The organism is Paracoccus jeotgali (assembly GCF_002865605.1).
Taxonomy (GTDB): domain Bacteria; phylum Pseudomonadota; class Alphaproteobacteria; order Rhodobacterales; family Rhodobacteraceae; genus Paracoccus; species Paracoccus jeotgali.
This window is the reverse complement of sequence record NZ_CP025583.1, coordinates 1,087,643-1,108,247: the sequence shown is the minus strand read 5'-3', so window position 1 is coordinate 1,108,247 and position 20,605 is coordinate 1,087,643. Positions and strand designations below refer to the sequence as shown.

The 20,605-nt window shown below is 67.6% G+C and carries 25 protein-coding genes, 1 tRNA gene and 1 other RNA gene; 7 read left to right on the top strand and 20 right to left on the bottom strand.

Annotation, left to right across the window (positions count from 1 at the left end):
• Positions 1-65 precede the first annotated feature (65 nt).
• The 12 genes from CYR75_RS05535 to CYR75_RS05480 form a co-directional block, all read right to left on the bottom strand.
• Positions 66-1,130 (bottom strand): ornithine cyclodeaminase, encoded by a 1,065-nt coding sequence (locus CYR75_RS05535; protein ID WP_101499172.1) that lies wholly within the window; start codon positions 1,128-1,130, stop codon positions 66-68.
• 77 nt (positions 1,131-1,207) lie between these two features.
• Positions 1,208-2,599 carry an NADH-quinone oxidoreductase subunit N gene (locus CYR75_RS05530; RefSeq protein ID WP_101499171.1) on the bottom strand — a complete coding sequence of 464 codons (1,392 nt, stop codon included), beginning with the start codon at positions 2,597-2,599 and terminating at the stop codon, positions 1,208-1,210.
• Position 2,600: 1 nt separating this feature from the next.
• Positions 2,601-4,076: a complex I subunit 4 family protein gene (locus tag CYR75_RS05525; RefSeq protein ID WP_101499170.1), complete on the bottom strand. Its 1,476-nt coding sequence runs from the start codon at positions 4,074-4,076 to the stop codon at positions 2,601-2,603.
• A gap of 3 nt (positions 4,077-4,079) precedes the next feature.
• The gene (locus CYR75_RS05520; protein ID WP_101499169.1) at positions 4,080-6,065 is read right to left on the bottom strand and encodes an NADH-quinone oxidoreductase subunit 5 family protein; all 1,986 of its coding nucleotides are present in this window, start codon (positions 6,063-6,065) and stop codon (positions 4,080-4,082) included.
• The gene (nuoK, locus tag CYR75_RS05515; protein ID WP_101499168.1) at positions 6,062-6,367 is read right to left on the bottom strand and encodes an NADH-quinone oxidoreductase subunit NuoK; all 306 of its coding nucleotides are present in this window, start codon (positions 6,365-6,367) and stop codon (positions 6,062-6,064) included. The genes CYR75_RS05520 and nuoK overlap by 4 nt, the downstream gene beginning before the upstream one ends.
• A complete protein-coding gene (locus tag CYR75_RS05510; RefSeq protein ID WP_225972853.1) occupies positions 6,364-7,098 on the bottom strand; it encodes an NADH-quinone oxidoreductase subunit J in 735 nt (244 codons plus the stop codon). Before CYR75_RS05510 ends, nuoK begins: the two co-directional genes overlap by 4 nt.
• Positions 7,095-8,000 (bottom strand): complex I subunit 1 family protein, encoded by a 906-nt coding sequence (locus CYR75_RS05505; RefSeq protein WP_101499167.1) that lies wholly within the window; start codon positions 7,998-8,000, stop codon positions 7,095-7,097. The genes CYR75_RS05510 and CYR75_RS05505 overlap by 4 nt, the downstream gene beginning before the upstream one ends.
• On the bottom strand, positions 7,997-8,899 hold the full coding sequence (locus tag CYR75_RS05500; RefSeq protein ID WP_158644589.1) for a hypothetical protein: 903 nt from the start codon (positions 8,897-8,899) through the stop codon (positions 7,997-7,999). The genes CYR75_RS05505 and CYR75_RS05500 overlap by 4 nt, the downstream gene beginning before the upstream one ends.
• Positions 8,896-9,234, bottom strand: a complete 339-nt coding sequence (locus tag CYR75_RS05495; RefSeq protein ID WP_101499165.1) for an NADH-quinone oxidoreductase subunit A — start codon at positions 9,232-9,234, stop codon at positions 8,896-8,898. The genes CYR75_RS05500 and CYR75_RS05495 overlap by 4 nt, the downstream gene beginning before the upstream one ends.
• A gap of 119 nt (positions 9,235-9,353) precedes the next feature.
• Complete coding sequence (locus CYR75_RS05490; protein WP_101499164.1) at positions 9,354-9,779, bottom strand: c-type cytochrome; 426 nt, start codon at positions 9,777-9,779, stop codon at positions 9,354-9,356.
• A gap of 37 nt (positions 9,780-9,816) precedes the next feature.
• A complete protein-coding gene (locus CYR75_RS05485; RefSeq protein ID WP_101499163.1) occupies positions 9,817-10,254 on the bottom strand; it encodes a c-type cytochrome in 438 nt (145 codons plus the stop codon).
• Positions 10,255-10,533: 279 nt separating this feature from the next.
• Positions 10,534-10,863 (bottom strand): hypothetical protein, encoded by a 330-nt coding sequence (locus CYR75_RS05480; protein WP_101499162.1) that lies wholly within the window; start codon positions 10,861-10,863, stop codon positions 10,534-10,536.
• A gap of 206 nt (positions 10,864-11,069) precedes the next feature.
• Here CYR75_RS05480 and CYR75_RS05475 point away from each other — a divergent pair, with 206 nt between their 5' ends.
• The 5 genes from CYR75_RS05475 to CYR75_RS05455 all read left to right on the top strand — a co-directional run bounded on the left by CYR75_RS05475 (position 11,070) and on the right by CYR75_RS05455 (position 15,328).
• Positions 11,070-11,312, top strand: a complete 243-nt coding sequence (locus CYR75_RS05475; protein WP_101499161.1) for a BolA/IbaG family iron-sulfur metabolism protein — start codon at positions 11,070-11,072, stop codon at positions 11,310-11,312.
• A 10-nt stretch (positions 11,313-11,322) separates the two neighbouring features.
• On the top strand, positions 11,323-11,685 hold the full coding sequence (gene grxD / locus CYR75_RS05470) for a Grx4 family monothiol glutaredoxin (protein WP_101499160.1): 363 nt from the start codon (positions 11,323-11,325) through the stop codon (positions 11,683-11,685).
• Between the two features lie 127 nt (positions 11,686-11,812).
• Entirely contained in the window at positions 11,813-12,769 is a 957-nt protein-coding gene (locus CYR75_RS05465) for a TAXI family TRAP transporter solute-binding subunit (protein ID WP_101499159.1), read from the top strand.
• A gap of 100 nt (positions 12,770-12,869) precedes the next feature.
• The gene (locus CYR75_RS05460) at positions 12,870-14,972 is read left to right on the top strand and encodes a TRAP transporter permease (RefSeq protein WP_101499158.1); all 2,103 of its coding nucleotides are present in this window, start codon (positions 12,870-12,872) and stop codon (positions 14,970-14,972) included.
• On the top strand, positions 14,969-15,328 hold the full coding sequence (locus CYR75_RS05455; RefSeq protein ID WP_101499157.1) for a DUF1850 domain-containing protein: 360 nt from the start codon (positions 14,969-14,971) through the stop codon (positions 15,326-15,328). The genes CYR75_RS05460 and CYR75_RS05455 overlap by 4 nt, the downstream gene beginning before the upstream one ends.
• 52 nt (positions 15,329-15,380) lie before the next feature.
• Here CYR75_RS05455 and CYR75_RS05450 read toward each other — a convergent pair whose 3' ends face one another.
• From CYR75_RS05450 to CYR75_RS05440, 3 genes are all read right to left on the bottom strand, one after another.
• Positions 15,381-16,046: a phage holin family protein gene (locus CYR75_RS05450; protein ID WP_101499156.1), complete on the bottom strand. Its 666-nt coding sequence runs from the start codon at positions 16,044-16,046 to the stop codon at positions 15,381-15,383.
• 4 nt (positions 16,047-16,050) lie between these two features.
• Entirely contained in the window at positions 16,051-16,479 is a 429-nt protein-coding gene (locus CYR75_RS05445; RefSeq protein WP_101499155.1) for a DUF883 family protein, read from the bottom strand.
• Between the two features lie 148 nt (positions 16,480-16,627).
• Positions 16,628-16,704: transfer RNA gene (locus CYR75_RS05440), tRNA-His, on the bottom strand.
• A gap of 95 nt (positions 16,705-16,799) precedes the next feature.
• Between CYR75_RS05440 and CYR75_RS05435 the strand changes: the two genes are divergently transcribed.
• Complete coding sequence (locus CYR75_RS05435; protein WP_101499154.1) at positions 16,800-17,015, top strand: DUF6324 family protein; 216 nt, start codon at positions 16,800-16,802, stop codon at positions 17,013-17,015.
• Between the two features lie 15 nt (positions 17,016-17,030).
• Here the strand turns inward: CYR75_RS05435 and CYR75_RS05430 are convergent, their stop codons facing one another.
• Complete coding sequence (locus tag CYR75_RS05430) at positions 17,031-17,486, bottom strand: MmcB family DNA repair protein (RefSeq protein WP_101499153.1); 456 nt, start codon at positions 17,484-17,486, stop codon at positions 17,031-17,033.
• A gap of 109 nt (positions 17,487-17,595) precedes the next feature.
• On the opposite strand from CYR75_RS05430, the gene ssrS reads away from it, so the two are divergent.
• Positions 17,596-17,752, top strand: a non-coding RNA gene (gene ssrS / locus CYR75_RS16790) — 6S RNA.
• Between the two features lie 113 nt (positions 17,753-17,865).
• On the opposite strand, the gene CYR75_RS05425 is transcribed toward ssrS, so the two are convergent.
• From CYR75_RS05425 to CYR75_RS05410, 4 genes are all read right to left on the bottom strand, one after another.
• The gene (locus tag CYR75_RS05425) at positions 17,866-18,792 is read right to left on the bottom strand and encodes a DUF481 domain-containing protein (protein ID WP_101499152.1); all 927 of its coding nucleotides are present in this window, start codon (positions 18,790-18,792) and stop codon (positions 17,866-17,868) included.
• Positions 18,793-19,142: 350 nt separating this feature from the next.
• Complete coding sequence (locus CYR75_RS05420; RefSeq protein ID WP_101499151.1) at positions 19,143-19,463, bottom strand: hypothetical protein; 321 nt, start codon at positions 19,461-19,463, stop codon at positions 19,143-19,145.
• A 110-nt stretch (positions 19,464-19,573) separates the two neighbouring features.
• Positions 19,574-20,062 (bottom strand): transcription antitermination factor NusB, encoded by a 489-nt coding sequence (nusB, locus tag CYR75_RS05415; RefSeq protein ID WP_101499150.1) that lies wholly within the window; start codon positions 20,060-20,062, stop codon positions 19,574-19,576.
• The gene (locus CYR75_RS05410; protein WP_101499149.1) at positions 20,059-20,604 is read right to left on the bottom strand and encodes a 6,7-dimethyl-8-ribityllumazine synthase; all 546 of its coding nucleotides are present in this window, start codon (positions 20,602-20,604) and stop codon (positions 20,059-20,061) included. The genes nusB and CYR75_RS05410 overlap by 4 nt, the downstream gene beginning before the upstream one ends.
• Position 20,605 lies beyond the last annotated feature (1 nt).

Sequence of the window (20,605 nt, the reverse complement as noted above, 5' to 3'; positions counted from 1 at the left end):
GTGCCTTTGTCGGTGCTGTCAGTCGGGCCGCGCCAGACGGTCATCACGTCGGGCCCGCGCGACCCTTAAACCTCCACCGCCTCGGCCCGCCGCCGGATCATGCCATAGAGATCGCGCGGATCGTCAGGGTCGGCCAGCAGGTCGAGATCGGTGAAATAGGGCAGCACCTTCAGCCGGTCGCGGATATAGCGCAGGGCCGAGAAATCCTCGACCGCAAAGCCGACGCTGTCGAACAGCGTCACCTCGGCAGAACTCTGCCGGCCGGGGGCCTGCCCGGCAAAGACCTGCCAAAGCTCGGTCACCGGGTGGTCGGGGTCGAGCTGCTGGATCTCGCCCTCGATCCGGGTCTGTTCGGGAAACTCGACGAAGATCCGCGAGCGGCGCAGGATGTCGGGATGCAGTTCGGTCTTGCCAGGGCAGTCGCCGCCGATGGCGTTGATGTGGATGCCCGCGCCGACCATGTTGTCGGTCAGGATGGTCGCATATTGCTTGTCGGCGGTGCAGGTGGTGACGATCTGCGCGCCCTCTATGGCCTGCTGGCTCGAGGCGCATTCGACGATCCGCAGTCCGCCATCGGCGAGGTTCCGGGCCAGTTTCTGCGTCGCGCGGTCGTCGATGTCATACAGCCGCACCGTGTCGATCCCGCAGATCGCCTTGAAGGCGAGGCACTGGAACTCTGACTGCGCCCCATTGCCGATCATCGCCATGACCCGCGCACCCTGCGGCATCAGATAGCGCCCGGCCAGCGCCGAGGTGGCGGCGGTGCGCATGGCGGTCAGCAGCGTCATCTCGGTCAGCAGGCGGGGATAGCCGGTCGCCACATCGGCCAGCACGCCAAAGGCGGTGACGGTCTGGCGGCCGTCGCGGGTGTTCAACGGATGCCCGTTCACATATTTGAAGCCATAGGTCAGCCCGTCCGAGGTCGGCATCAGCTCGATCACGCCATCATCGGAATGGGCGGCAATGCGGGGCGTCTTGTCAAAGCTGTCCCACCGCTTGAAGTCGTCCTCGATATAGTCCGCAAGGTCGCGCAGCATCTTTTCCACGCCGGTGTCAGCGATCAGACGCATCATGTCGTCGACGCTGACAAAGGGAACGAGGCTATAGGGGCCGGGCGTGGCGATCGACATGGGGGCTTCCTTCTGAGGTCCGCTGACAGAGTGCGAATTGCAGGACAGCCGTCAACTGTTTCAACGGAGTGCGGCGTCTATGGCAAAAGCCCCACGGGCAGCGCCGGCCAGATCAGCCCGCCCACCACCGGCAGCAGAACCAGCGCCGCCGCCGCGACGACCATCACCGCCTTGCTGTGGCGGTCGAGCGTTTCGGGCGCGTCCGCGGCGGGCTGAAAGATCATCGGCGCGATGACGCGGGCATAGTAGAACAGCGACAGCACCGAATTGGCCACCGCCAGCAGTGCGAGCCAGGCAAAGCCGCCCTCGATCGCAGCAAGAAACAGCGCGAACTTGCCCAGAAACCCGACCAGCGGCGGGATGCCGACCAGCGACAGGAACGCGATGATCAGCGCCGAAGCGGCCAGCGGTTGCTGCCTCAGCAGGCCCGCATAATCGCCCAGCCCGGTGCGGCCACGCAGATGGGTGACGACGGCGAAAGCGGTCAGCGTGGCCAGCGCATAGGCGCCGATGAAGACGATCAGCGCCGGCAGCGCCTCGCCCGACAGCCCCACCACCGCCACGGCCATCAGCGCATAGCCCGCCTGACTGACCGAGGACCAGCCGATCAGCCGGCGCACATCGTCCTGCCACAGCGCGGCGAGGTTCCCCAGCGTCATGGTCGCCGCCGCGATCAGCGCGATCAGCAGGCGCAGCGCCCCTTCGGGCGGAAACAGCGCGACCAGCCGGATCAGTGCGAGGGCGGCGGGGATCTTGGGCACGGTGGTCAGAAACGCCGCGGCGGGGGCTGGCGCGCCCTCGGCCACATCGGGCACCCATGTATGCGCCGGCATCGCGCCCAGCTTGAACAGCAGCCCGATCAGCACCAGCATCAGCCCGACCAGCGCCAGCGCATCCGTCAGCGCCGCCCCCTTCAGCCCGGCATAGCCGGTGCTGCCGGTCATCCCCAGCACCAGCACCACCCCGATCACCATCAGCGCGTTGGCAAGCGCGCCGATCAGGAAATACTTCATCCCCGCCTCGACCGAGATCGACCAGTCGCGGTGATAGGCGGCCAGCACATAGCTGGTGATCGACGACAGCAGCAGCCCGATCACCAGCTGCATCAGATCCGCCGCCCCGGCCATCGCCATGGCGCCGAGCGTCGAAAACAGCAGCATGGCGTAGACCTCACCATGGCGGCGGTCGCTGGCGAACCAGCCGGGCGACAGCAGCACACACAGCGCGGTGACGGTCAGGATCATCACCCGCGCCGCCCCTGTCGCCGCGTCCAGCGCGAAGGTGCCAGAAAAGGTCAGCCGGTGCGCGTCGAACTGCGCGACAGCGATCAACGCCGCCACCGCTAGACCGGCCAGCGCCAGCGCCGCGCACAGCCCATGCCGCCGCTGCGGGATGAACATCGCCAGCAGCAGCACCAGCACCGCCGTCACGAGGACCGCGAGTTCGGGGGCGAGGTCGCCGACCGGCATCTCAGCCCGCCATTGGCAGCAGCGAAGCGGCGCCGATCAGGCCCAGAAGCCAGCCGGGCCAGACACCGATCAGCACCACCAGCGCCAGAAGGCCGGCGAGGATGCCGATTTCGGTCTGCGTCAGGTCGGTGAAGCTCTCTCGCGCCTTGGGCAGATCGCCGAAGAAGACGCGCCGCAGGATGTCCAGAAACAGCGCCGCCGTGATCAGCAGCCCGATCAGGCCCACGGCCGCGAGCCAGGGATAGACCGCAAAGGCGCCCAGAAAGATGTGCAGCTCGGCCACGAAACCTGCCAGCCCCGGCAGCCCCAGCGAGGCGAAGGAGGCCAGCACGGTGGCCCCGGTCAACCGGGGCGCGAGGCGCGCGAGCCCGCCATAGCTGTCCATCTCGTACTCCTCGGCCCGCTGCCAAAAGGCGCCGGCGATCAGGAACAGCGCGCCGGTGATCAGCCCATGCGCGATCATCTCGACCACCGCCCCGGTCAGCGCCATGGCCCGCGCGGCCTCTGACCCCAGGGCCGAGCCCGCGACCGCGATCCCCAGCACGGTGTAGCCCATGTGGTTGACCGAGGTATAGGCGATGCGGCGCTTCAGATCGCTCTGCCCCAGCGCCACGATCGCCCCCCACAGGATCGAGATCACCGCCACCACCGCGATCGGCATCGCCCAATCGGCGAAGGTGGCGGGCATCATCTGCATCGCCAGCCGGATCAGCCCGTATGTCCCCATCTTCAGCAACACCCCGGCCAGGATCGCCGAGACCGGGCCGGGCGCGTTGACATGGGCGGGCGGCAGCCAGGTGTGGAACGGAAACAGCGGCGTCTTGATGCCGAAGCCGATGACGAAGGCCAGCAGCACCAGCACCGCCGTCAGCCCGGTGCCGTCCAGCGGGGCGGCGGCGATGACCGCGCGCATGTCGAAGCTCAGCACCGGCATCGACAGCGCCAGCACGATGATCCCGATCAGGATCAGCAGCGAACCGGCGAGGGTATAGATAAAGAACTTCAGCGCCGCGCGTTCGGCCTCGCCATGACCCCAGCGGCCGATCAGGAAATACATGCCGACCAGCCCGAGGTCGAAGAACACGTAGAAGATCACCAGATCCAGCGCCAGAAACAGCCCCAGCGAGACCGACATCAGGAACAGGAACCACGCGTAATAGCTGCGCGCACGGGGCAGCGGCGCCATGGGCCAGGCGATGGCGGCCAGAAACAGCAGCGCGCTCATCAGCGTCAGGCTGAGCGACAGCCCGTCCACGCCAAGCCGCCAGGCGATGCCGAGGCCGGGCATCCAAGGCATCTCTTCGACCCATTGAAAGCCGGCGCCGGGCCGGAAACCGGCCCAGACGATCAGCAACAGGGCAAGGGGGATGGCGGCCACGCCAATGGCGATGCGTCGGGCCGTGGCCTCGGGCATTGCGGGCATGGCGGCAAGCGCCAAGGCGCCGATAAGCGGGATGAGGATCGAGAGGCTCAGCACGGGTCAGGCTCCGATGATCAGGATTGCGGCGCTTGCGGCAAAGCCCGCGACAAGGATGACATAATAATGATGCGACAGCCCGGTCTGCAGGCGGCGCAGATCGCTGCCGGCCATGCCCATCAGCCGGCCGGTCCCCTCCGGGATCAGGTCCGAGATCGCCTCGCCCAGCCGGCTGGTCAGGGTCGCCGCGCCGTCGGTCAGCCGCACCAGCAGCGCGACGGCGCCATAGCCCAGACGGGTGGCGCCCCGGTTCATGCCGTCGATGCCGTGATCGTCGGCGCGGCTGAACCCGCGCGACAGGGCGAGGCTTCCGATGGTGGCGGCGCGGGTGATGCCGTCCACGATGCGGTCGTCGGCTTGCGCCAGACAGCGGGCACCCCTGCGTCCGCCCGTCGCCACACCGCGCGGCAGGGCGTCCAGCACCTCATCGTCGACGCGCGCCAGCCCCGACGCCAGCGCCAGCGAGGGGCGGGTGACGGCGCGGTCGATCAGCCAGGGCAGGCCCAGCCAGTCGGCCGCGCGATGCTCTTGCGGATGGCGCGCGAGCCACAGGCCGATCAGCAGCCCCAGCGCCACGAAGGCAAGCGAGCCGACGATTTCCACCGTGCTGCCGCGCGGCCACGTGATACCCAACGCACGCGCCGCCGCCTCATGCGCGGGCGGCCACCACAGCACCGACAGCGCCAGCGTCGCCGCCGCCAGCGCGGCCAGCGCCGCCAGCGCGGCGCGGGACGGGCCGGCCTCGCCCTCGGGCTCGCCCGAGCCATAGGCGAGCACAGCGAACCGCGTCGCGTAACCCGCCGACAGCCCGCCCGCGACCATGGCGATCAGCGCGAGCCAGGGCGACAGCGTGCCCATGGCCGCGACGATCTCCTCCTTGCTCCACGCCCCGCCCAGCGGCGGCACGCCCGCCAGCGCCAGCGCGGCGAGTGCGGTCAGGGCGGCGGTGACGCTCAGCGCCGTGCCCAGCCGCATCCGGCGCAGATCAAAGCTGTCGGTGCGGGCATGGGCGATGCCGGCGGCAAAGAACAGCGGCGCCTTGAAGACGGCGTGAACCAGCAGATGCAGGATCGCCACGCCCGGAAACCCCGCCCCGGCGGCCGCGAACATCAGCCCAAGCTGGGCCGAGGTCGACCCCGCCAGCAGCTTCTTGGCGTGCATCTGCAGCAGCGCCACGACGCCGCCGGCCAGCGCCGTCGCCAGCCCCAAGGCAATCGCCGCCGCCGAGAACCCCGGCGCGGCGGACAGCTGCGGGGCCAGCCGGGCGACCAGATAGGCCCCCGCCGCGACCATGGTCGAGGAATGAAGCAAGGCCGAGACCGAGGTCGGGCCATCCATCGCGCGGAAGAGCCATGGCGAGAAGGGCAGCTGCCCCGCCTTCGCCGCCGCCGCGACCAGCACGCCAAAAGCGGCGGCGGTCAAGGGCCAGCCCTGCAGCCGGTCCAGCGCCGCATAATCCACCGACCCGGCCCCGGCGAAACAGGCAAAGAGGGCCAGAAACAGCCCCAGATCGCCCGCCCGGGTCATGATGAAGGCGTAATTGGCCGAGGGCATCGCCTCGGCCTGCCGCCAGTTGTGCCCGATCAGCGCCCAAGAGGCCGCGCCCATGATCTCCCACCCGATCAGCAGGGTGACGAGGTCGCCGGCGATGACCACCATCTCCATCGCGCCGGTGAAGATCAGCATCAGCCCCATCAGGCGGGCCAGCCCCCGCGCCGGCTCATGCCCGGCGGCGAACAGGATCACCGCCAGCGCCACTGCCGGCACCATCAGCGCGACCGGATGGGCCAGCGGCGTCAGCCCCGCGCGCAGCGTCAGTCCCGGCGCCCAGTCCAGCGCGCCGGTCCACTCGCCCGCCGCAATTGCCAGCGCCAGCGTCACCGCCAGCCCCAAGGCCGCCAGCAGCGCGGTCTGCCGCGCGGCGCGGTCGCCCTGCCACCAGACGGCCAGACCGGCGAGGATCGGCCAGATTGCCAGCGTCCAGATCATGATTTCAGCGTCCCCAGGCCCTCGGTCGTGTCGGCCTGCCGCTGGCGATAGACGGCGACGACAAGGGCAAAGCCGACCGCCATCTCGACCGCCATCACGGCCATGACGATGATCGCCAGAAGCTGCCCCTTGGGCGCGCCGGCAAGGCCCTGCGACCAGAAGCCGATAATGGCGAGCAGCGCGCCGTTCAGCATCAGTTCCAGCCCCATCATCAGCATGACGAAGCTCTGCTGCGAGAGGGCGCCGTAAAGCCCCAGCCCGATCAGCCCCGCCGCGCCGATCAGCACGATGATCAGCGTCATGCGGAATGTCCTCCCTGTGCGTGGTCATGGCCGTTGCCGTGGTCATGGCCGTGCTCGTCGTCCTGCCCGTGGTGATGGTCATGCCCGCCGCCGTTGTCGTGCCCGCCGTGGTCATCGCCGCCGTGGTCGTGCCCGCCATGGCCATGCCCATGATGGCCGCCGGTCTCGGTCGGCTGCCGCCCCGCCGGCTCGCCGCCCCGGCTCAGCCCCGGCGGGCGCGCGCCCTGATCTGCGGGGCCGTAGCGCCCCTGCCGCGACGACAGGATCACCGCGCCCACCATCGTCGCCAGCAGCGTCACCCCGGCGGTCTCGAAGATCAGCATCGAGGGGCCGAGCAGCTCCAGCCCCAGATCGAAGACCACGCGCTTGTCCTCGGCCACCGGATCGGCGGGCAGATCGGCCATCAGCACCGCCGCCGACAGCCCGACAAAGGCCAGCACCCCCGCCGCGATGGACAGGCGGTGCTGATGAACCATCTGCATCGGGTTCAACCCGGCCGGGTTCATCATGAAGGCGACCATGAAGATCGCCATGACCATCATCTCGACCGCCATCATGAAGACGGTCGCGACCCCGATATAGGGCGCCGACAGCAGCACGCCGACGCCGCCCACCGCGATGAACGAAAGCATCAGCGAGAACGAGGCGCGGACCATGGAATCGGTGACAAAGACCCGCCAGCCGGACCAGATCGCCAGCAGAACCAGCGCGAGGATCAGCACATCGGTCACAGCGCCAGCACCCCCGCAATCGCCAGATGCAGGAAGGACAGCGGCAGCGCCACCACCCACAGCAGGCCCAACATCCGGCTGGGGCTGGTGCGCGCCACCGCGTGACCCAGCAGCACCGTCAGCGCCATCACCGCCGCCGTCTTCAGCCACAGCCAGACCGGTCCCGGCAGCCACGGACCCAGCGGCCCGCCCAGAAACACCGCCGCCGCCATGGCCGAGAAGGCGACCAGCATCGACAGCCGCGCGAACTGCCACAGCGCACGCCCCGCGCCGCTGTCCTCGGCCGAGGTGCCATCGGCGATGTCCGCGCCGTCGGCGTAATCGAACGGCCCGCGCAGGGTCAGGGTCAGCCCGACCAGCAGAAACAGCGGCAGGCCCATCGGCTGGCGCAACACGTTCCACAATGGCTCCTGACTGGCGACGATGGCGGTGACCGACAGCGACCCTGCGGGCAGCGCGGCCGCGATCAGCACGAACATCGAGGGCAGCATGACCGGCAGCGCGATGGCGACATAGCGATAGGCACCGATCAGCGGAAAGGGCGCGTTCGGCGACCAGCCATGCAGGAAGACGGCGATGATGGTCAGCGCCTCGCAACTGCCCCAGATGACGATGCCGACGGGGCTTTCGATGGGCGCCACACCCGGCCACAGCGGCACGACCGACAGCCCCACCGCCGCCAGCGTCAGGTAGAGCGCCGGGGCCAGCAGCAGGGTCAGTCGGTCGGGCCGCTCGGTGCGGATGGTCTGTTGCGCCAGCAGCGCCGCCGCCTCGCGCAGCGGCGTCAGCGGACCGGCTGCGGGCAGCCCCCACAGCGCGGGCGCGAGCCGGTCGAGACTGGCGGCGAGCCAGGCACCCAGCGCCAGCGTCAGGGGCAGCGAGAGGATCAGCAGCGCGGTCATGCCTCGGCCTCCTCAAGACAGGCGCGCCGCAGCGCGTCGGGGGTGAAAGAGTTCAGCACCAGCATCGCCTCATGCCATTCCAGCCCGGTCAGCAGGTCCGGCAGCGGCGGGATGTGGGTCTCATCCTCCCGCCCCGCCAGCCAAGCCGTTAGCCGCGCGCGCGCATCGTTGTCCGGCGCGACCTCTCCCAGCCCCGGCGGCAGGGCACGCAGCCTCGCCAGCCCCATGGGGCGCTTGCCAGTCCGCACCCGCCGCGCGTCGAGCGGCAAGCCCAGCAGGTGCAGCAGCCGTGCGGCGCAGGCGCTTGGGGTCGAGGCGTCGAGGCCTTGGTCAAACGGCGGCGCGCAGGGCGTCAGCTTTGTGATCACATCGCCTTGCAGCGTGATCTCGACCTCCAGCCCCGGCGGCAGCATCGGCGCGAAGGGGCCGAAGCGGGCGGTATAGGCGTCAAGCTCCAGCCCGTCGCGCAGATCCTTGGCCGTCATGGCCATGGGCCGGCCATAGGGGACGCCGCCCATCATGCCCTTGCCGCCCTGCCCGTGATCGCCCTTGCCGCGCCATTCGTTTGGCGGCGTGTCGGGCAGCCGGTCCGGCTGATCGCCGCGCCCCGCCAGCAACTCGCGCCACAGGCGGCGCAGGTCCGGCGTCGAATCGCCCGCGCCGTCCCATGTCAGGCTGGCGCGGGGGTGCGGCAATTGGTCGTGGAGGCGGTCCAGCCCCGCTTGCGCCCGGGGCGGGATCTGGCCCGCGACCAGCAGGATCGCAGCGGCGCGGGGCGTCGCGGTCCGGCGCAGATGGGGCGAGAGAAACAGCCACTCGACCGCGGCCAGCAGCCCCGGCCCGATGCACGGATAGACCGGCACGGCGGCCTGCGCGGCTAGTCGGGTGAGCCAGCTCATTGCCACCGGAACACCCCCTCGCGCCAGCCGTAGAGGATGCCGACCGACAGGATGGCAAGGAACATTCCCATCTCGACCAGCGCGACCAGCCCCTCCGTCACGAAGACCACGGCCCAAGGATACATGAACATCATCTCCATCTCGAAGGCGATGAAGACCAGCGTCATGGTGTAGGCGCGAAAGTGGTACCGCTGCCAGGCGTGGGTGTCGGGCGTGCCGCCGCCCAGAAACGGCGCGGCTTGCGGTGCGGTGGTTGGCTGGCTGCGGGAGAGCAGCAGGAAGGACAGACCGACCGAGACCGCCAGCGCCGTCGAGATGATCAGGATCAGGGTCATGGCGATGCCCCTCCAGCAGGCCCAGGCGCCGCGCCACAGGGGTCGCCGCGACACGGACCCAACGCCCGCGAGGCGGCGCAGGGTTCCCGCCGGCGCGGCGGGTGGGGTTGGCAAGGCGCTCAGCCATCGGTCCTGCCGCTGCGTTCGGCCTGAAAGCGGCGCTCGCGGGCGGGCCAGTGGGATTTGATATAGGCGAGGATATCGTCGATCTGATCCGCGCTCAGCACATCGCCGAAACCCGGCATGCCGCTGTCGAAGCGGACCCCGTCCCGCGCCAGCGCTGCCGCACCGCCAAGCGCGATATAGGCGTCCAGCTCGGCGTCGGAATGATGCCATGTATGCCCGCTCGCGTCGTGCGGCGGCGCGGGATAAATCCCGTCCGGGCCGGGGCTTTGCCAGTCGGGCTGGCCCTGCAGGCGCTCACCGTGGCAGGCGGCGCAATGGCTGTCATACAGCACCCGGCCCCGCGCCACCGCGCTGTCGCCGCGGGTCCACCAGAGGCCACCCGCGACGACCACGGCCAAAAGGACCGCAAGGCGCCTCATCCGCGCGCCCGATCCGCAGGGGCGGCATAACCGGGCATCAGAAGATCCCGTTGGCCCGCTGCAACTCGCGGACATAGGCGATGATCGCGCCGATCTCGCCATCGGTCAGGTTCTGCTCGACCGGGGGCATGTTTCCGAACGGCCAGTGATGCGCTTGAACCCCGGCGCGGGCGGCCATGACAAAGGCCATGTCGCCGTGATGCGAGGGCTCGTAGATGCGGTGCACCAGCGGCGGGGCGATGCCGTCCTGGCCGGCGGCATCGGCGCCGTGGCACGAGGCGCAGGCGACGTTGAAATAGCCCTCGCCCTGCTTGGCCTGCGCCGAAAGCTGGGCCGGGACGGCGACCTCGACCATCGGCGCGCCCTCGGCCACGGGGCCGGGCGTGGGGTCGTCGGCGGTCAGCGATTGCGCGCCATACCAGCCCGCGACCGCAACGGCGGCAACGGCGAGGGTGCCGATCAGGTATTTGTTCATTCTTTAAGCTCCGTAAGGTGCGCGGCGTTAGGGGCGGCCGCGCCGGGAAGGATCGCCACCGCTTTAGATGGCGGCTGTCTCAGGGGGATGTGGTCGACAGGATCGGCTGTGAGGAAAGCTGCGGCATGTGGTCGCGACGCGGCCGCTCATACGCGGCGGGCCTCGCTGCAAACGCGGGCCGAGGGCCGCGTCGTGTCAGGTCACATGTCATCGCAGATATCCATCACACCCCGTCAGGGGCACATCGCTAGGTGGGCCGAGGCCCGGCTGGTCGGATGCTCAGATGGATTTCGGCGGACGGTCGTCCGGGTCGGTCTGCCGCCCGCGCAGGACCAGCGGGACCGCACGCCGCGGCAGCACATGGTGCAGCCGCACCGGCAAGGAGATTGCAGGCTGCGGCCAATCCGCCACCGATCCGATGCAGATCACGCCGCAAGCGCCGGACGGCGCGCCCGTTTCCACATCGCAGTGATCGACGGTGCTGGTCGCTTGCATCGCCTGATGGCAGGGCATGACGTCCCCGGTCCCATGCGCCATGACCCCACGCGGGACGGCGCCGATCAGAATGACCGCGGCGACGAAGATCAGAGAGAGAAACAGGCGGGGCATGGCTGCTGCGGATCAGGGGTTGGCTGCGGGCAAGTCTAGGCAGTGAAGCCCGGTCCTGCAACTGGCGTGTGCGTGAACCCGAAGCAGCGACACGTCGCCCCGTCAGGCGCGCTGTTTTGCCAAGCTGCGCGACCCCCGGCCCGGCCCCACCCCTTGCAGTGCAGCAGGGCGTGGCCTAGATGTTCTGGAAAGTGAAGGAATGCAGCATGGCCATGGAAGCCAAAGACATCGAAGCGCTGATCCGCGCGCGTTTTCCCGATGCGCAGATCACCATCACCGATCTCGCCGGCGACGGAAACCATTTTGCCGCCGAAGTGATCGACGAATCCTTTCGCGGTCAGAACCGCGTTCAGCAGCAACGCGCCGTCTATGCCGCGCTCGACGGCAAGATGGACGGCCCTGCCGGCCAGTTGCACGCTCTCGCCCTGACCACCAAAGCCCCCGATTGAGGACAGCCACATGACCGAAGCCCGCGCGCAGATCCAGCAGACCCTGGACGACAACAAGGTCGTCCTGTTCATGAAAGGCACCAAGGACATGCCGCAATGCGGTTTCTCCAGCCGCGTGGCCGGGGTGCTGAACTATATGGGCGTCGAATACCGCGACGTGAACGTGCTGTCGGATGAGAATATCCGTCAAGGAATCAAGGAGTTTTCGGACTGGCCGACGATCCCGCAGCTTTATGTCGCAGGTGAGTTCATCGGCGGCTGCGACATCGTGACCGAGATGACGCTGTCGGGCGAGCTGGACCAGCTGTTCGACAAGGCCGGCATCGCCTACAACAAGGAAGCGTCCGAGAAGATCCGCGAAGCAAACGCCTGATCTGTCAGCGTTTTCGCTGCTCGTCCAGCCTATCCGGCCCGGCCCCCTCGGCGGGGCTTTCCTTTTGACCCCGCGGCCAAACACCCCTAGTCTTGGCGCATCCAAGAAGAACCGTGGGAGGAATTACATGACCATTCGCAACCGTCTGACGGCGACCCTGCTGGGGCTGTCGCTGACTGCGGCACCGCTGGCCGCCGGGGCTGCCGATTTCATCAACGTGCTGACCGGCGGCACCTCGGGCGTTTACTATCCGATGGGTGTCGCGCTGTCGAAAATCTATACCGAGGCGCTGCCGGACGCCAAGGTGCAGGTCCAGTCGACCAAGGCCTCGGTCGAGAACCTGAACCTGCTGCAGCAGGGCAAGGGCGAGATCGGGTTCTCGCTGGGCGACAGCGTCAAGCTGGCGGTCGAGGGCGATGCCGATGCGGGCTTTGCCGAGCCGCTGGACAAGCTGCGCGGGATCGCCGCGATCTATCCGAACTATATCCAGATCGTCGCCAGCGCCGAATCCGGCATCAAGACGCTCGAGGATCTCAAGGGGAAATCGGTCTCGGTCGGCGCGCCGAAATCGGGGACCGAGCTGAACGCCCGCGCGATCCTGGAAGCCGCCGGGATGAGCTATGACGATCTGGGCAAGGTCGAATACCTGCCCTTCGCGGAATCGGTCGAGCTGATGAAGAACCGCCAGCTTGACGCGACGCTGCAATCGGCGGGCCTGGGCGTCGCCTCGCTGAAGGATCTGTCCACCTCGATCCCGATCACCGTGGTCGCCATTCCGCAGGAAATCGCGACCGAACTGGGCGCGCCCTATGTCGCGGGCGAGATTCCGGCCGGCACCTATGGCGGGCAGGACGAGGCGGTGTCCACCGTCGCGGTCATCAACTTCCTGGTCAGCTCGGACGCGGTCAGCGAGGACACGGCCTATACCATGACCAAATCGCTGTTCGAGAATGTGGACGAGCTGAAGGCCGCCCATGCCGCCGCCAATGACATTGATGTGCAGAAGGCGCTGCAGGGGATGCCGGTGCCGGTCCATCCGGGCGCGCAGAAATACTATGACGAGGTCGGCGTAAAGGCCGAATGACGTCACCGGCCGGGGCGTTTCGGCGCCCCGGCCGACGCTTTTCCCGTTGGCCCTTTCGCTGCAGCCGGACAGGCTGCGCGCGCGTCTGCGAAGGCATCACATGACAATCGACTCCCACCCGCACACCCTGCCCGACACGGATCTGGGTCTGCATGACCCGCTGGCCGAGAGCTTTCCGCGCAGCCCGCAGGGGCGCGCGCTGTTCTGGATCGCGGTGGCGTTCTCGCTGTATCAGATCGCGATCTCGGCCCATATCGTCAACCTGAACAGCCAGATCCAGCGCTCGATCCACCTGGGCTTCCTGCTGCTGCTGGGCTTTCCGCTGCTGACGCTGCTGCATGGCAAGGCGCGGCCCCTGCAGGTGGTGGCCTGGGTGATGGGGCTGACGGGCGTGGCCATCGCGGGTTATCAATGGGTGGAATATGTGCCGCTGATGCTGCGAGCGGGGGGCATCAACAATATCGACATCGTGGTCGGCATCGTCACCCTTGTCGCAGTCTTTGCCGCCGCCTGGGTGGTGATGGGCCCGGCCCTGCCCATCGTCGCCGGGTTTTTCCTGATCTATGCGCTGTTCGGACAGTATTTCCCCGGCGCATTGCAGACCCGCGGCTATGGACTGGATCAGGTGATCGAGCAGATGTCCTTCGGCACCGAAGGCATCTATGGCACGCCGCTTTACGTCAGCGCGACCTATATCTTCCTGTTCATCCTGTTCGGCTCGTTTCTGGAAAAAGCCGGGATGATCAAGCTGTTCACCGACGTCTCGCTGGGGCTTGTCGGGCACAAGATGGGCGGCGCGGCCAAGGTCTCGGTCGTCAGTTCCGGACTGATGGGGACGATTTCCGGCTCGGGCGTGGCGAATGTCGTCACCACCGGGCAGTTCACCATTCCGCTGATGAAAAGCTTTGGCTATCGCCCCGCCTTCGCCGGGGGGGTCGAGGCGACGGCCAGCATGGGCGGGCAGATCATGCCGCCGGTCATGGGCGCGGTCGCCTTCATCATGGCCGAGACGCTGGGCATCGCCTATGTCGAGGTGGTGCGCGCCGCCATCGTGCCGGCGATCCTCTATTTCGCCTCGGCCTTCTGGATGGTCCATCTCGAGGCCGGGCGCCGCAGCCTGCGCGGCATGGCGCGCGAGGATCTGCCCTCGGCCCGGCGGGCGCTGCGCGAGGGGTGGTATCTGATCCTGCCGCTGGCGGTGCTGGTCTATCTGCTGTTTTCCGGCTTCACGCCGCTGTTTGCGGGCGCGGTCGGCCTGGCGCTGACGATCATGCTGATCCTCGGCGCGTCGCTGATGCTGGGCTTCCCCTCGACCGTGCTGCGGACGATCTTCTGGGTCGGCATCGGGCTGATGGTCGCCTATCTGCTCAGCAACCGGCAAGAGGTCGCGCTGTGGCTGATCGTAGGCGCCCTGCTGGCCGTCAGCCTGTTCGGCAATGGCGGGCGCGCAACCATCTGGCAGGTGATCGAAAGCCTTGCCGACGGGGCCAAGACGGCGCTGCCGGTGGGCGTCGCCTGTGCGCTGGTGGGCGTGATCATCGGCACCATGACCCTGACCGGCGCGGCCAATACCTTCGGCATCTTCATCGTCAATGTGGGCGAAAGCTCGCTGCTGCTGTCGCTGATCCTGACCATGCTGACCTGCATCGTGCTGGGCATGGGGATTCCCACGATCCCGAACTATATCATCACCTCGTCGATTGCCGCGCCCGCGCTGCTGGCGCTTGGCGTGCCGCTGATCGTCAGCCACATGTTCGTGTTCTATTTCGGCATCCTCGCCGATCTGACGCCGCCGGTGGCGCTGGCCTGCTTTGCCGCCGCCCCCATCGCGCGGGAATCGGGCTTCCGCATCAGCCTCGAGGCGATCAAGGTCGCTGCGGCCGGTTTCGTGATTCCCTATATGGCGGTCTATACCCCGGCGCTGATGCTGCAGCCGGGCGGGGCGCTGGCCGATTCGATCGGGCTTCCGCTGGCGGTGGCCTATATCGTGCTGAAATGCGGATTGTCGATCGGGCTGTGGGGGGCTGCGGTCGTGGGCTGGCTGGGCCATCGCCTGTCGGTGCCGGAAAGGCTGCTGGCCATCGCCGGGGCGCTGACGCTGATCGCGGCCCTGCCGATGACCGACCAGATCGGTTTCGCGCTGACCGCGCTGTTCGCCGCGCTGATCTGGTGGCGCGGGCGCAAGCTGGCCGCGCAGGCATGAGCTGCCTGCTGGCCGGTGCGGCGATGATCGCGCTGTCCGGCGGCAGCTTTTCCCTGCACTGGACCCATTCGGTCGAACGGATCGAGTGGCGAGAGGAGTGGTCGGTCAATTCCGACGGGCTGACCCTGACTCGCGCCGCGGTCAAGGGATCGGGCGCGGGGATGGAGCCGGGGCCGGATGCGCGGCGCGAGGATGGCTGGTGGGTCTGGCAACCCGACCTGCCGCCGCAGCCGGAATTGCTGCTGGCAGCCTCGGGCGCGACGCTGTCGGGCTGGACGCTGTGCAGCGGCGAGCGCTGCGCCGAGATCGGGGCCGAACCGGGCGTGCCCATCCGCCTGCGCCCCTGCCCGCCCTGATACGCAAAAGGCCCGCCGGTGACAGCGGGCCTTTCAGGTTCTCGCGGCAGTGTCAGACGTAGTCATAATCGTCGAAATCGTCATACTCGTCATCGTCCGACCGGCCTTTCAGCGCCGAGGCTATGGCGATGCCGATGGCGAAGGCCCCGGCCACACCGATCCCCGGCGCCGCGCGGGAATGGACCGCCCGGTCGACCGTATCGCGCATGGCGTCGATATTGTCGTCGGTCAGCCCGACCTTGCGCGCCGCCGTTCCGGCCATCTGTTCGGCGTCCGAGGCGAGATCGCGGGCCTTGTCCTCGGTCCGGTTCACGACCCGGCGCACCTTGCCTGTCGCCTGATCATATAGCGACACCACCCGCGCCTGAGCGCTGTCCATGGCCTCTTCGGCCTTGAACTTCGCCTTGTCGAGCGCCGCGTCGGTTGCCAGCGCCAGCCGCGCCTCGACCTCGTGCTTCAGCTCGTCGGTGGTGGGCATGGGGTGATGCTGCGCCTTGGCCATCATCCAGATGATGCCGCCGATCACCATGAACAGCACCGCGATGATCAGCGAGGCCAGCGCCGGACCCAGTTCGAGGTTCCAGGCGAGCCAGCTCCACAAGGCGGCGACCAGAAAACCGGCGCCGACCAGCAGGGCGGCCCCCGCACCGGCCTTCAGGCCAGTGCGGCGCGCCTTGTCGCCAAGCGCCAGTTGCAGCTTGTTGACATAATCGAACATCTGATCAGCGACGTGCCAGGATCAGACCGACCAGAAAGCCCATGCCGGCGGCGATCCCAAGGGCCTGAGCGGGGTTGCGACGAACCATCTGCGACATTTCGTCATAGTATTCGCCCGCATATTCCGCGACCTCACCGGCCCGGCGTTCGCCCTGGCGATACAGGCGGCGTGCCTCGGATTTCGCGGCGTCGGCATATTCCGAACCGATCTCCTTGGCATGCTCGACCGCCTCACCGGCACGGTTGCGCGCGGTGTGGGCCATGTCCTGCACCTTGTCGGCGATATCGCCGCCGGCATCGCGCATCTGGTCGGCGGTGTCGCCGGCGCGGTCCGCGACCTTGCGCGCCGCCTGGCGGGCCTCGTCAGCGGCTTCCTGGGCGGATTGCTTGACGTCGGATTTCATCTTGTCGGCGGTGTGATCGTTCTGTGCCATATCTCAGCTCCTATATGCATTGGGCAGGTATGCAGGATGAACGCAGACAGGGCGCGCCGCGTTCCCGGCGCGACAGGATATTTCGATCCGGGGCGGCGCGGGCCATTGCCGGGCCGCCGGACAGGCCGCAAGATCGTCATCTGGGGGGTGGTACCGCCTCCCCGGCTTGAACGGGGGACCTCTGGATCCACAATCCAGCGCTCTAACCAACTGAGCTAAGGCGGCACGGTGAGCGTCGTTTAGCGCCACGCGCCGAGGGATGCAAGCCGGACTTGCCGCAAAAATGCCGGCGGGCTAACAGGAAGGAAAAGGAACAGCGCATGGGCATCAACAGCGAAAGCGACACGGCCGCGAATATCCAGATCGGTCCCACCGATCGCGGCATGGTCCGGATCTATATCGAAGGCGACGGGGTGGATCTGCCGCTGGATTTCGACCCCGACGAAGCCACCGAAATCGCCGAGGAATTGCTGGCGGCGGTCGAGGTCGCGCGCGCCATGGGCAGCACCGGCAAGAAGGGCAAGCCGCGCCGCTGATCCGCGGGCGTTTGCCTAGCCGCCCTGCCCCGCGCCCTGCGGGTCCTGCAGCATCTGCAACCGCAGCGCCGCGCTGCGGGCCAGATCGCGGGTCAGCCGGGTCCGCCGTGCGGCGGCGAGCTTGGTCAGCGGGGCCTGGCGCAGCACCTCGCCGCCATAGGCGTCGGCGCGAATCAAGCCGGTGTCGGGGGGCAGGATCTCGTCCGGGAACCCCGCATCGACGGCCCAGAAGAAGCGGTCGCTGTAATCCAGATAGGACTGCCATTTGCGATCGCCGGTGAAATCCGCGCGGCAGCTTTTGCATTCGACGATCCAGATCTCGCCATTCGCCGCAATCGAGATCACGTCCACGCGCAGTCCGCGTTCGGGCACGAATTCCGACAGCACCGCATGGTCAAGGCTGCGCAGCAGGCGCGAAACGCCGCGTGCGATGCGGAAACCGGGCTGGCTGGGCAGAGGGCTGTCATCCATCGCCGCAACATGAACAGATCAGAAACGGCGTGCAAGACCCCGGGTGCGGGAATTTCCGCCGCGGACCGTCTTGAAAGGCGCAGGGGTGGCTCTTATCTGTGGCTCCGGCGGGTTTCTGCTCTTCCCGTGAAGGCCACTTTTTCCACTGGCCTATAATTTCTCGATGGGGGCTGGCTCTGTCGTGGCCCTGGTCACGTTAACCGGCGCCCACCTGGTGCTCCAGGCTTTCGGGAAAACCTGCGCCTCACGGTCGCTGCGGTTCCCGCCACCGGGCCGTCCCTTCGGGGGCGGCCTTTTTCGTTGCGAGAACCCGATCACGCCCGCGCAACGAAAAAGGGCGGCCCGAAGGCCGCCCCTGTCGCATCGGGTCCGGATCAGATCAGAACCCGTAGACCAGCGAAACCCCCAGCGTATTGTCGGTGCGGATCTCGCGATTTTCTTCATAGGCGGTGGTGTAGGACACACGGGTCGCCAGCGCGTCGGACATCTTGAAGTTGACGCCCAGTTCGTTGGTGATCGCGTCACCGGCCTCGTCCGAGGTCAGATAGTCGGTGTCGTTGGTCAGGAACACCATCTCGTTGAAGCGGTGGTAGAACCGCGACGAGGCGATATAGGCGGTCTCGGTGTCCGAGCGCAGGTTGTTGGTCGCGGTGTAGTCCACGGCCTTGGTGTAGCGGACGCCAACACCGGCCTGAACACGCCATGCGGTGTCCTGGGTGTTGATGATCCGGTAACCGGGACCGAAGCCCAGGAAGGCGTCACGCTTCTTGCGGCCTTCCAGCTCGCTGATTTCCTGCGCGTCCAGCAGACCGGCGTTCAGGTCCGACAGATCCTCGTCGACCATGCCGTCCTGGTTGATCCGGCCCAGCGCAAAGGCATAGAACTGGTCGTTGAAGTAGTACTGCGCGTCATAGATCGCGTAGACTTCTTCCTTGTCCTTCTTGCCGTCCGTGTCTTCGCCGAACTCGATGCCGATGCCGACGGACTGCGCGAACGGGCCCTGATTATAGGACACGCGGCCGGCGAGGGCGAATTTCTGGCTGTCATTGTTGCCCGACGAACCGGCATAGGTCATCGAGACGCCACCGAACAGGCCCTGACGGCGATCGCCGGGACCAAAGCGGTCGCGGTCGACCGAGCGGTCGAAATCGTCCTGAACCGCTTCCTGAATGTCGTCGATGCGGTCATCCACGCGGCTGACGCCGGTCACGTCGGCGCCGGTGGCGATTTCCGACTGTGCGAATGCGGGCAGGGTGAAGCTGGCGGCAAGGGCGGTTGCGCCGAACAGAACTGCAATTGCTCTCATGATCTTATCCTCGTTCTACGGGCGACGCTGCTGCGTCATCATCACCAAGCCAAGTAGTCCCCCCCGGTCGCGTGTTCCACCCAAGCGGGAACAACAGCGAAACTCACCAGGATGTGACAATTTGGCATGGAACAAAACTGTCACATCATGGTGACGGAAAGGGCACATGCCGAAAAACGGTTCAAGATAAGGGGGTTGGGTGCGGTTTCCCGGCAGCAGGAACGGGCGCTGACGGGGGCAGGTTGCGAGAGGAGACGGGCCAAAAGCGGCACTTGGCGGCGCGGGAACGTGGCATGAACGCAACAGATTGGGATGATGAAATCGCCGTCTGTTGCGGTCGGAATGGCCTGTCAGCGCTGCTTTCGTGCCGGAACCGCCGCCGCCAGCGCCGGAATCGCGGCCGCCGGCGCGCTGCGCTGCCGCTTGCCGCCGGGCGGGCTGCGGCGGCTCGGCTCGGCCATGCGCATAACCGCGATGGCGAACTGCACCCCTGCGAACAGCAGCGTGTTGAGAAACAGCAGGCCCAGGCCCGCGATCCATCCCGCGCTGACAGAGGTCAGCAGGTGGCGCAGATGCCCGACATCGAAGGCAACCAGCGTGCCGGTAAAGACCAGCGCCAGCAGAAAGCCGTAGAAGATGTTGACGATATACAGCCGGATGAGCTTGGGCATGTGCACCTCTGACGCGCCTCGTGCGGATTTCGGCACCCGAACCTCTGACGCTTGTGGCTTAAAGGTAACATCACCCAAGCCGAATTTCAAAGGTTGCGCGCGTCTCACCGTCAGGCGCGGGCGTCACCCATGGCATCGGGCTGCGCGTCGCGGGCCATGTGGTCGAGCACCGCATTGACCAGCTTCGTCTCTGGCCCGTCGGGGAAAAACGCGCGGGTCACGGCGACATATTCGCTGATCACCACACGCGGCGGCGCCTTGGCGGCGACCAGTTCCGCGCCGGCGGCGCGGAACAGCGCGCGCAGAACCGGGTCGATGCGGTCGATGGGCCAGCGCGCGACCAGCGCCCGGTCGGTCATCTGGTCGATCCGCCCCTGCCAGGTCACGACATCGTCCAGCACCCGCACGAACAGCGCCTCATCGGCCTCGGGCATGGTCTCGCCCTCGATCTCGACGCCGATGCGCCACTTCTCGAACTCGCGCTGCACCTGGCTGGCGGACTGGCCCGACGCCTCCATCTGGAACAGCGCCTGCACGGCATAGAGCCGCGCCGCGCTGCTTTTCTGGCGCCGGTCGTTGTTGCGGTTGCTGCTCGTCATGCGTTCGGTGATCCTTCCAGCCGTCCCGCAAGCCGGATCGGGTCGCGGTCCCCGGTCTCGCTTCTGTCGGGCCGGGGCGCGTATCTGCGCGACAACGCGATCAGATGCAAGGCCGCGGCGGCGGCACCGCCGCCCTTGTTCTGGCCGGTCGGATCGGCGCGGACAATGGCCTGATCCTCGGTCTCGACGGTCAGGATGCCATTGCCGATGGCGTGACCCTCCAGACCCAGCAGGGTCAGACCGCGCGAGCTGTCATTGCAGACGGTCTCGTAATGCGTCGTCTCGCCGCGGATCACGCAACCCAGCGCGACAAAGCCGTCGAACCGGCCGCTGCGCGCCGCCATGCCGATGGCGGTGGGGATTTCCAGCGCGCCCGGCACCTCGATCAGATCGGTGATGGCGCCCACCTGCTCGGCGACGCCGCGCGCACCGGCGATCAGGCCGTCGGCGATCTCGCGGTAATAGGGCGAGACGACGATCAGCAGCCGCGGGGGCTGGTCGAAGCGGGGCAGCGGCAGTTCGCAATGCGAGATCATGGCCATG

Coding starts and splice junctions, on each gene's coding strand:
- CYR75_RS05535 (WP_101499172.1), bottom strand. CDS start 1,130: ATGTCGATCGCCACGCCCGGCCCCTATAGCCTCGTTCCCTTTGTCAGC.
- CYR75_RS05530 (WP_101499171.1), bottom strand. CDS start 2,599: ATGCCGGTCGGCGACCTCGCCCCCGAACTCGCGGTCCTCGTGACGGCG.
- CYR75_RS05520 (WP_101499169.1), bottom strand. CDS start 6,065: ATGATCTGGACGCTGGCAATCTGGCCGATCCTCGCCGGTCTGGCCGTC.
- nuoK (WP_101499168.1), bottom strand. CDS start 6,367: ATGACGCTGATCATCGTGCTGATCGGCGCGGCGGGGCTGATCGGGCTG.
- CYR75_RS05505 (WP_101499167.1), bottom strand. CDS start 8,000: ATGACCGCGCTGCTGATCCTCTCGCTGCCCCTGACGCTGGCGCTGGGT.
- CYR75_RS05500 (WP_158644589.1), bottom strand. CDS start 8,899: ATGAGCTGGCTCACCCGACTAGCCGCGCAGGCCGCCGTGCCGGTCTAT.
- CYR75_RS05495 (WP_101499165.1), bottom strand. CDS start 9,234: ATGACCCTGATCCTGATCATCTCGACGGCGCTGGCGGTCTCGGTCGGT.
- CYR75_RS05490 (WP_101499164.1), bottom strand. CDS start 9,779: ATGAGGCGCCTTGCGGTCCTTTTGGCCGTGGTCGTCGCGGGTGGCCTC.
- CYR75_RS05485 (WP_101499163.1), bottom strand. CDS start 10,254: ATGAACAAATACCTGATCGGCACCCTCGCCGTTGCCGCCGTTGCGGTC.
- CYR75_RS05480 (WP_101499162.1), bottom strand. CDS start 10,863: ATGCCCCGCCTGTTTCTCTCTCTGATCTTCGTCGCCGCGGTCATTCTG.
- CYR75_RS05475 (WP_101499161.1), top strand. CDS start 11,070: ATGGCCATGGAAGCCAAAGACATCGAAGCGCTGATCCGCGCGCGTTTT.
- grxD (WP_101499160.1), top strand. CDS start 11,323: ATGACCGAAGCCCGCGCGCAGATCCAGCAGACCCTGGACGACAACAAG.
- CYR75_RS05465 (WP_101499159.1), top strand. CDS start 11,813: ATGACCATTCGCAACCGTCTGACGGCGACCCTGCTGGGGCTGTCGCTG.
- CYR75_RS05460 (WP_101499158.1), top strand. CDS start 12,870: ATGACAATCGACTCCCACCCGCACACCCTGCCCGACACGGATCTGGGT.
- CYR75_RS05455 (WP_101499157.1), top strand. CDS start 14,969: ATGAGCTGCCTGCTGGCCGGTGCGGCGATGATCGCGCTGTCCGGCGGC.
- CYR75_RS05450 (WP_101499156.1), bottom strand. CDS start 16,046: ATGTTCGATTATGTCAACAAGCTGCAACTGGCGCTTGGCGACAAGGCG.
- CYR75_RS05445 (WP_101499155.1), bottom strand. CDS start 16,479: ATGGCACAGAACGATCACACCGCCGACAAGATGAAATCCGACGTCAAG.
- CYR75_RS05435 (WP_101499154.1), top strand. CDS start 16,800: ATGGGCATCAACAGCGAAAGCGACACGGCCGCGAATATCCAGATCGGT.
- CYR75_RS05430 (WP_101499153.1), bottom strand. CDS start 17,486: ATGGATGACAGCCCTCTGCCCAGCCAGCCCGGTTTCCGCATCGCACGC.
- CYR75_RS05425 (WP_101499152.1), bottom strand. CDS start 18,792: ATGAGAGCAATTGCAGTTCTGTTCGGCGCAACCGCCCTTGCCGCCAGC.
- CYR75_RS05420 (WP_101499151.1), bottom strand. CDS start 19,463: ATGCCCAAGCTCATCCGGCTGTATATCGTCAACATCTTCTACGGCTTT.
- nusB (WP_101499150.1), bottom strand. CDS start 20,062: ATGACGAGCAGCAACCGCAACAACGACCGGCGCCAGAAAAGCAGCGCG.
- CYR75_RS05410 (WP_101499149.1), bottom strand. CDS start 20,604: ATGGCCATGATCTCGCATTGCGAACTGCCGCTGCCCCGCTTCGACCAG.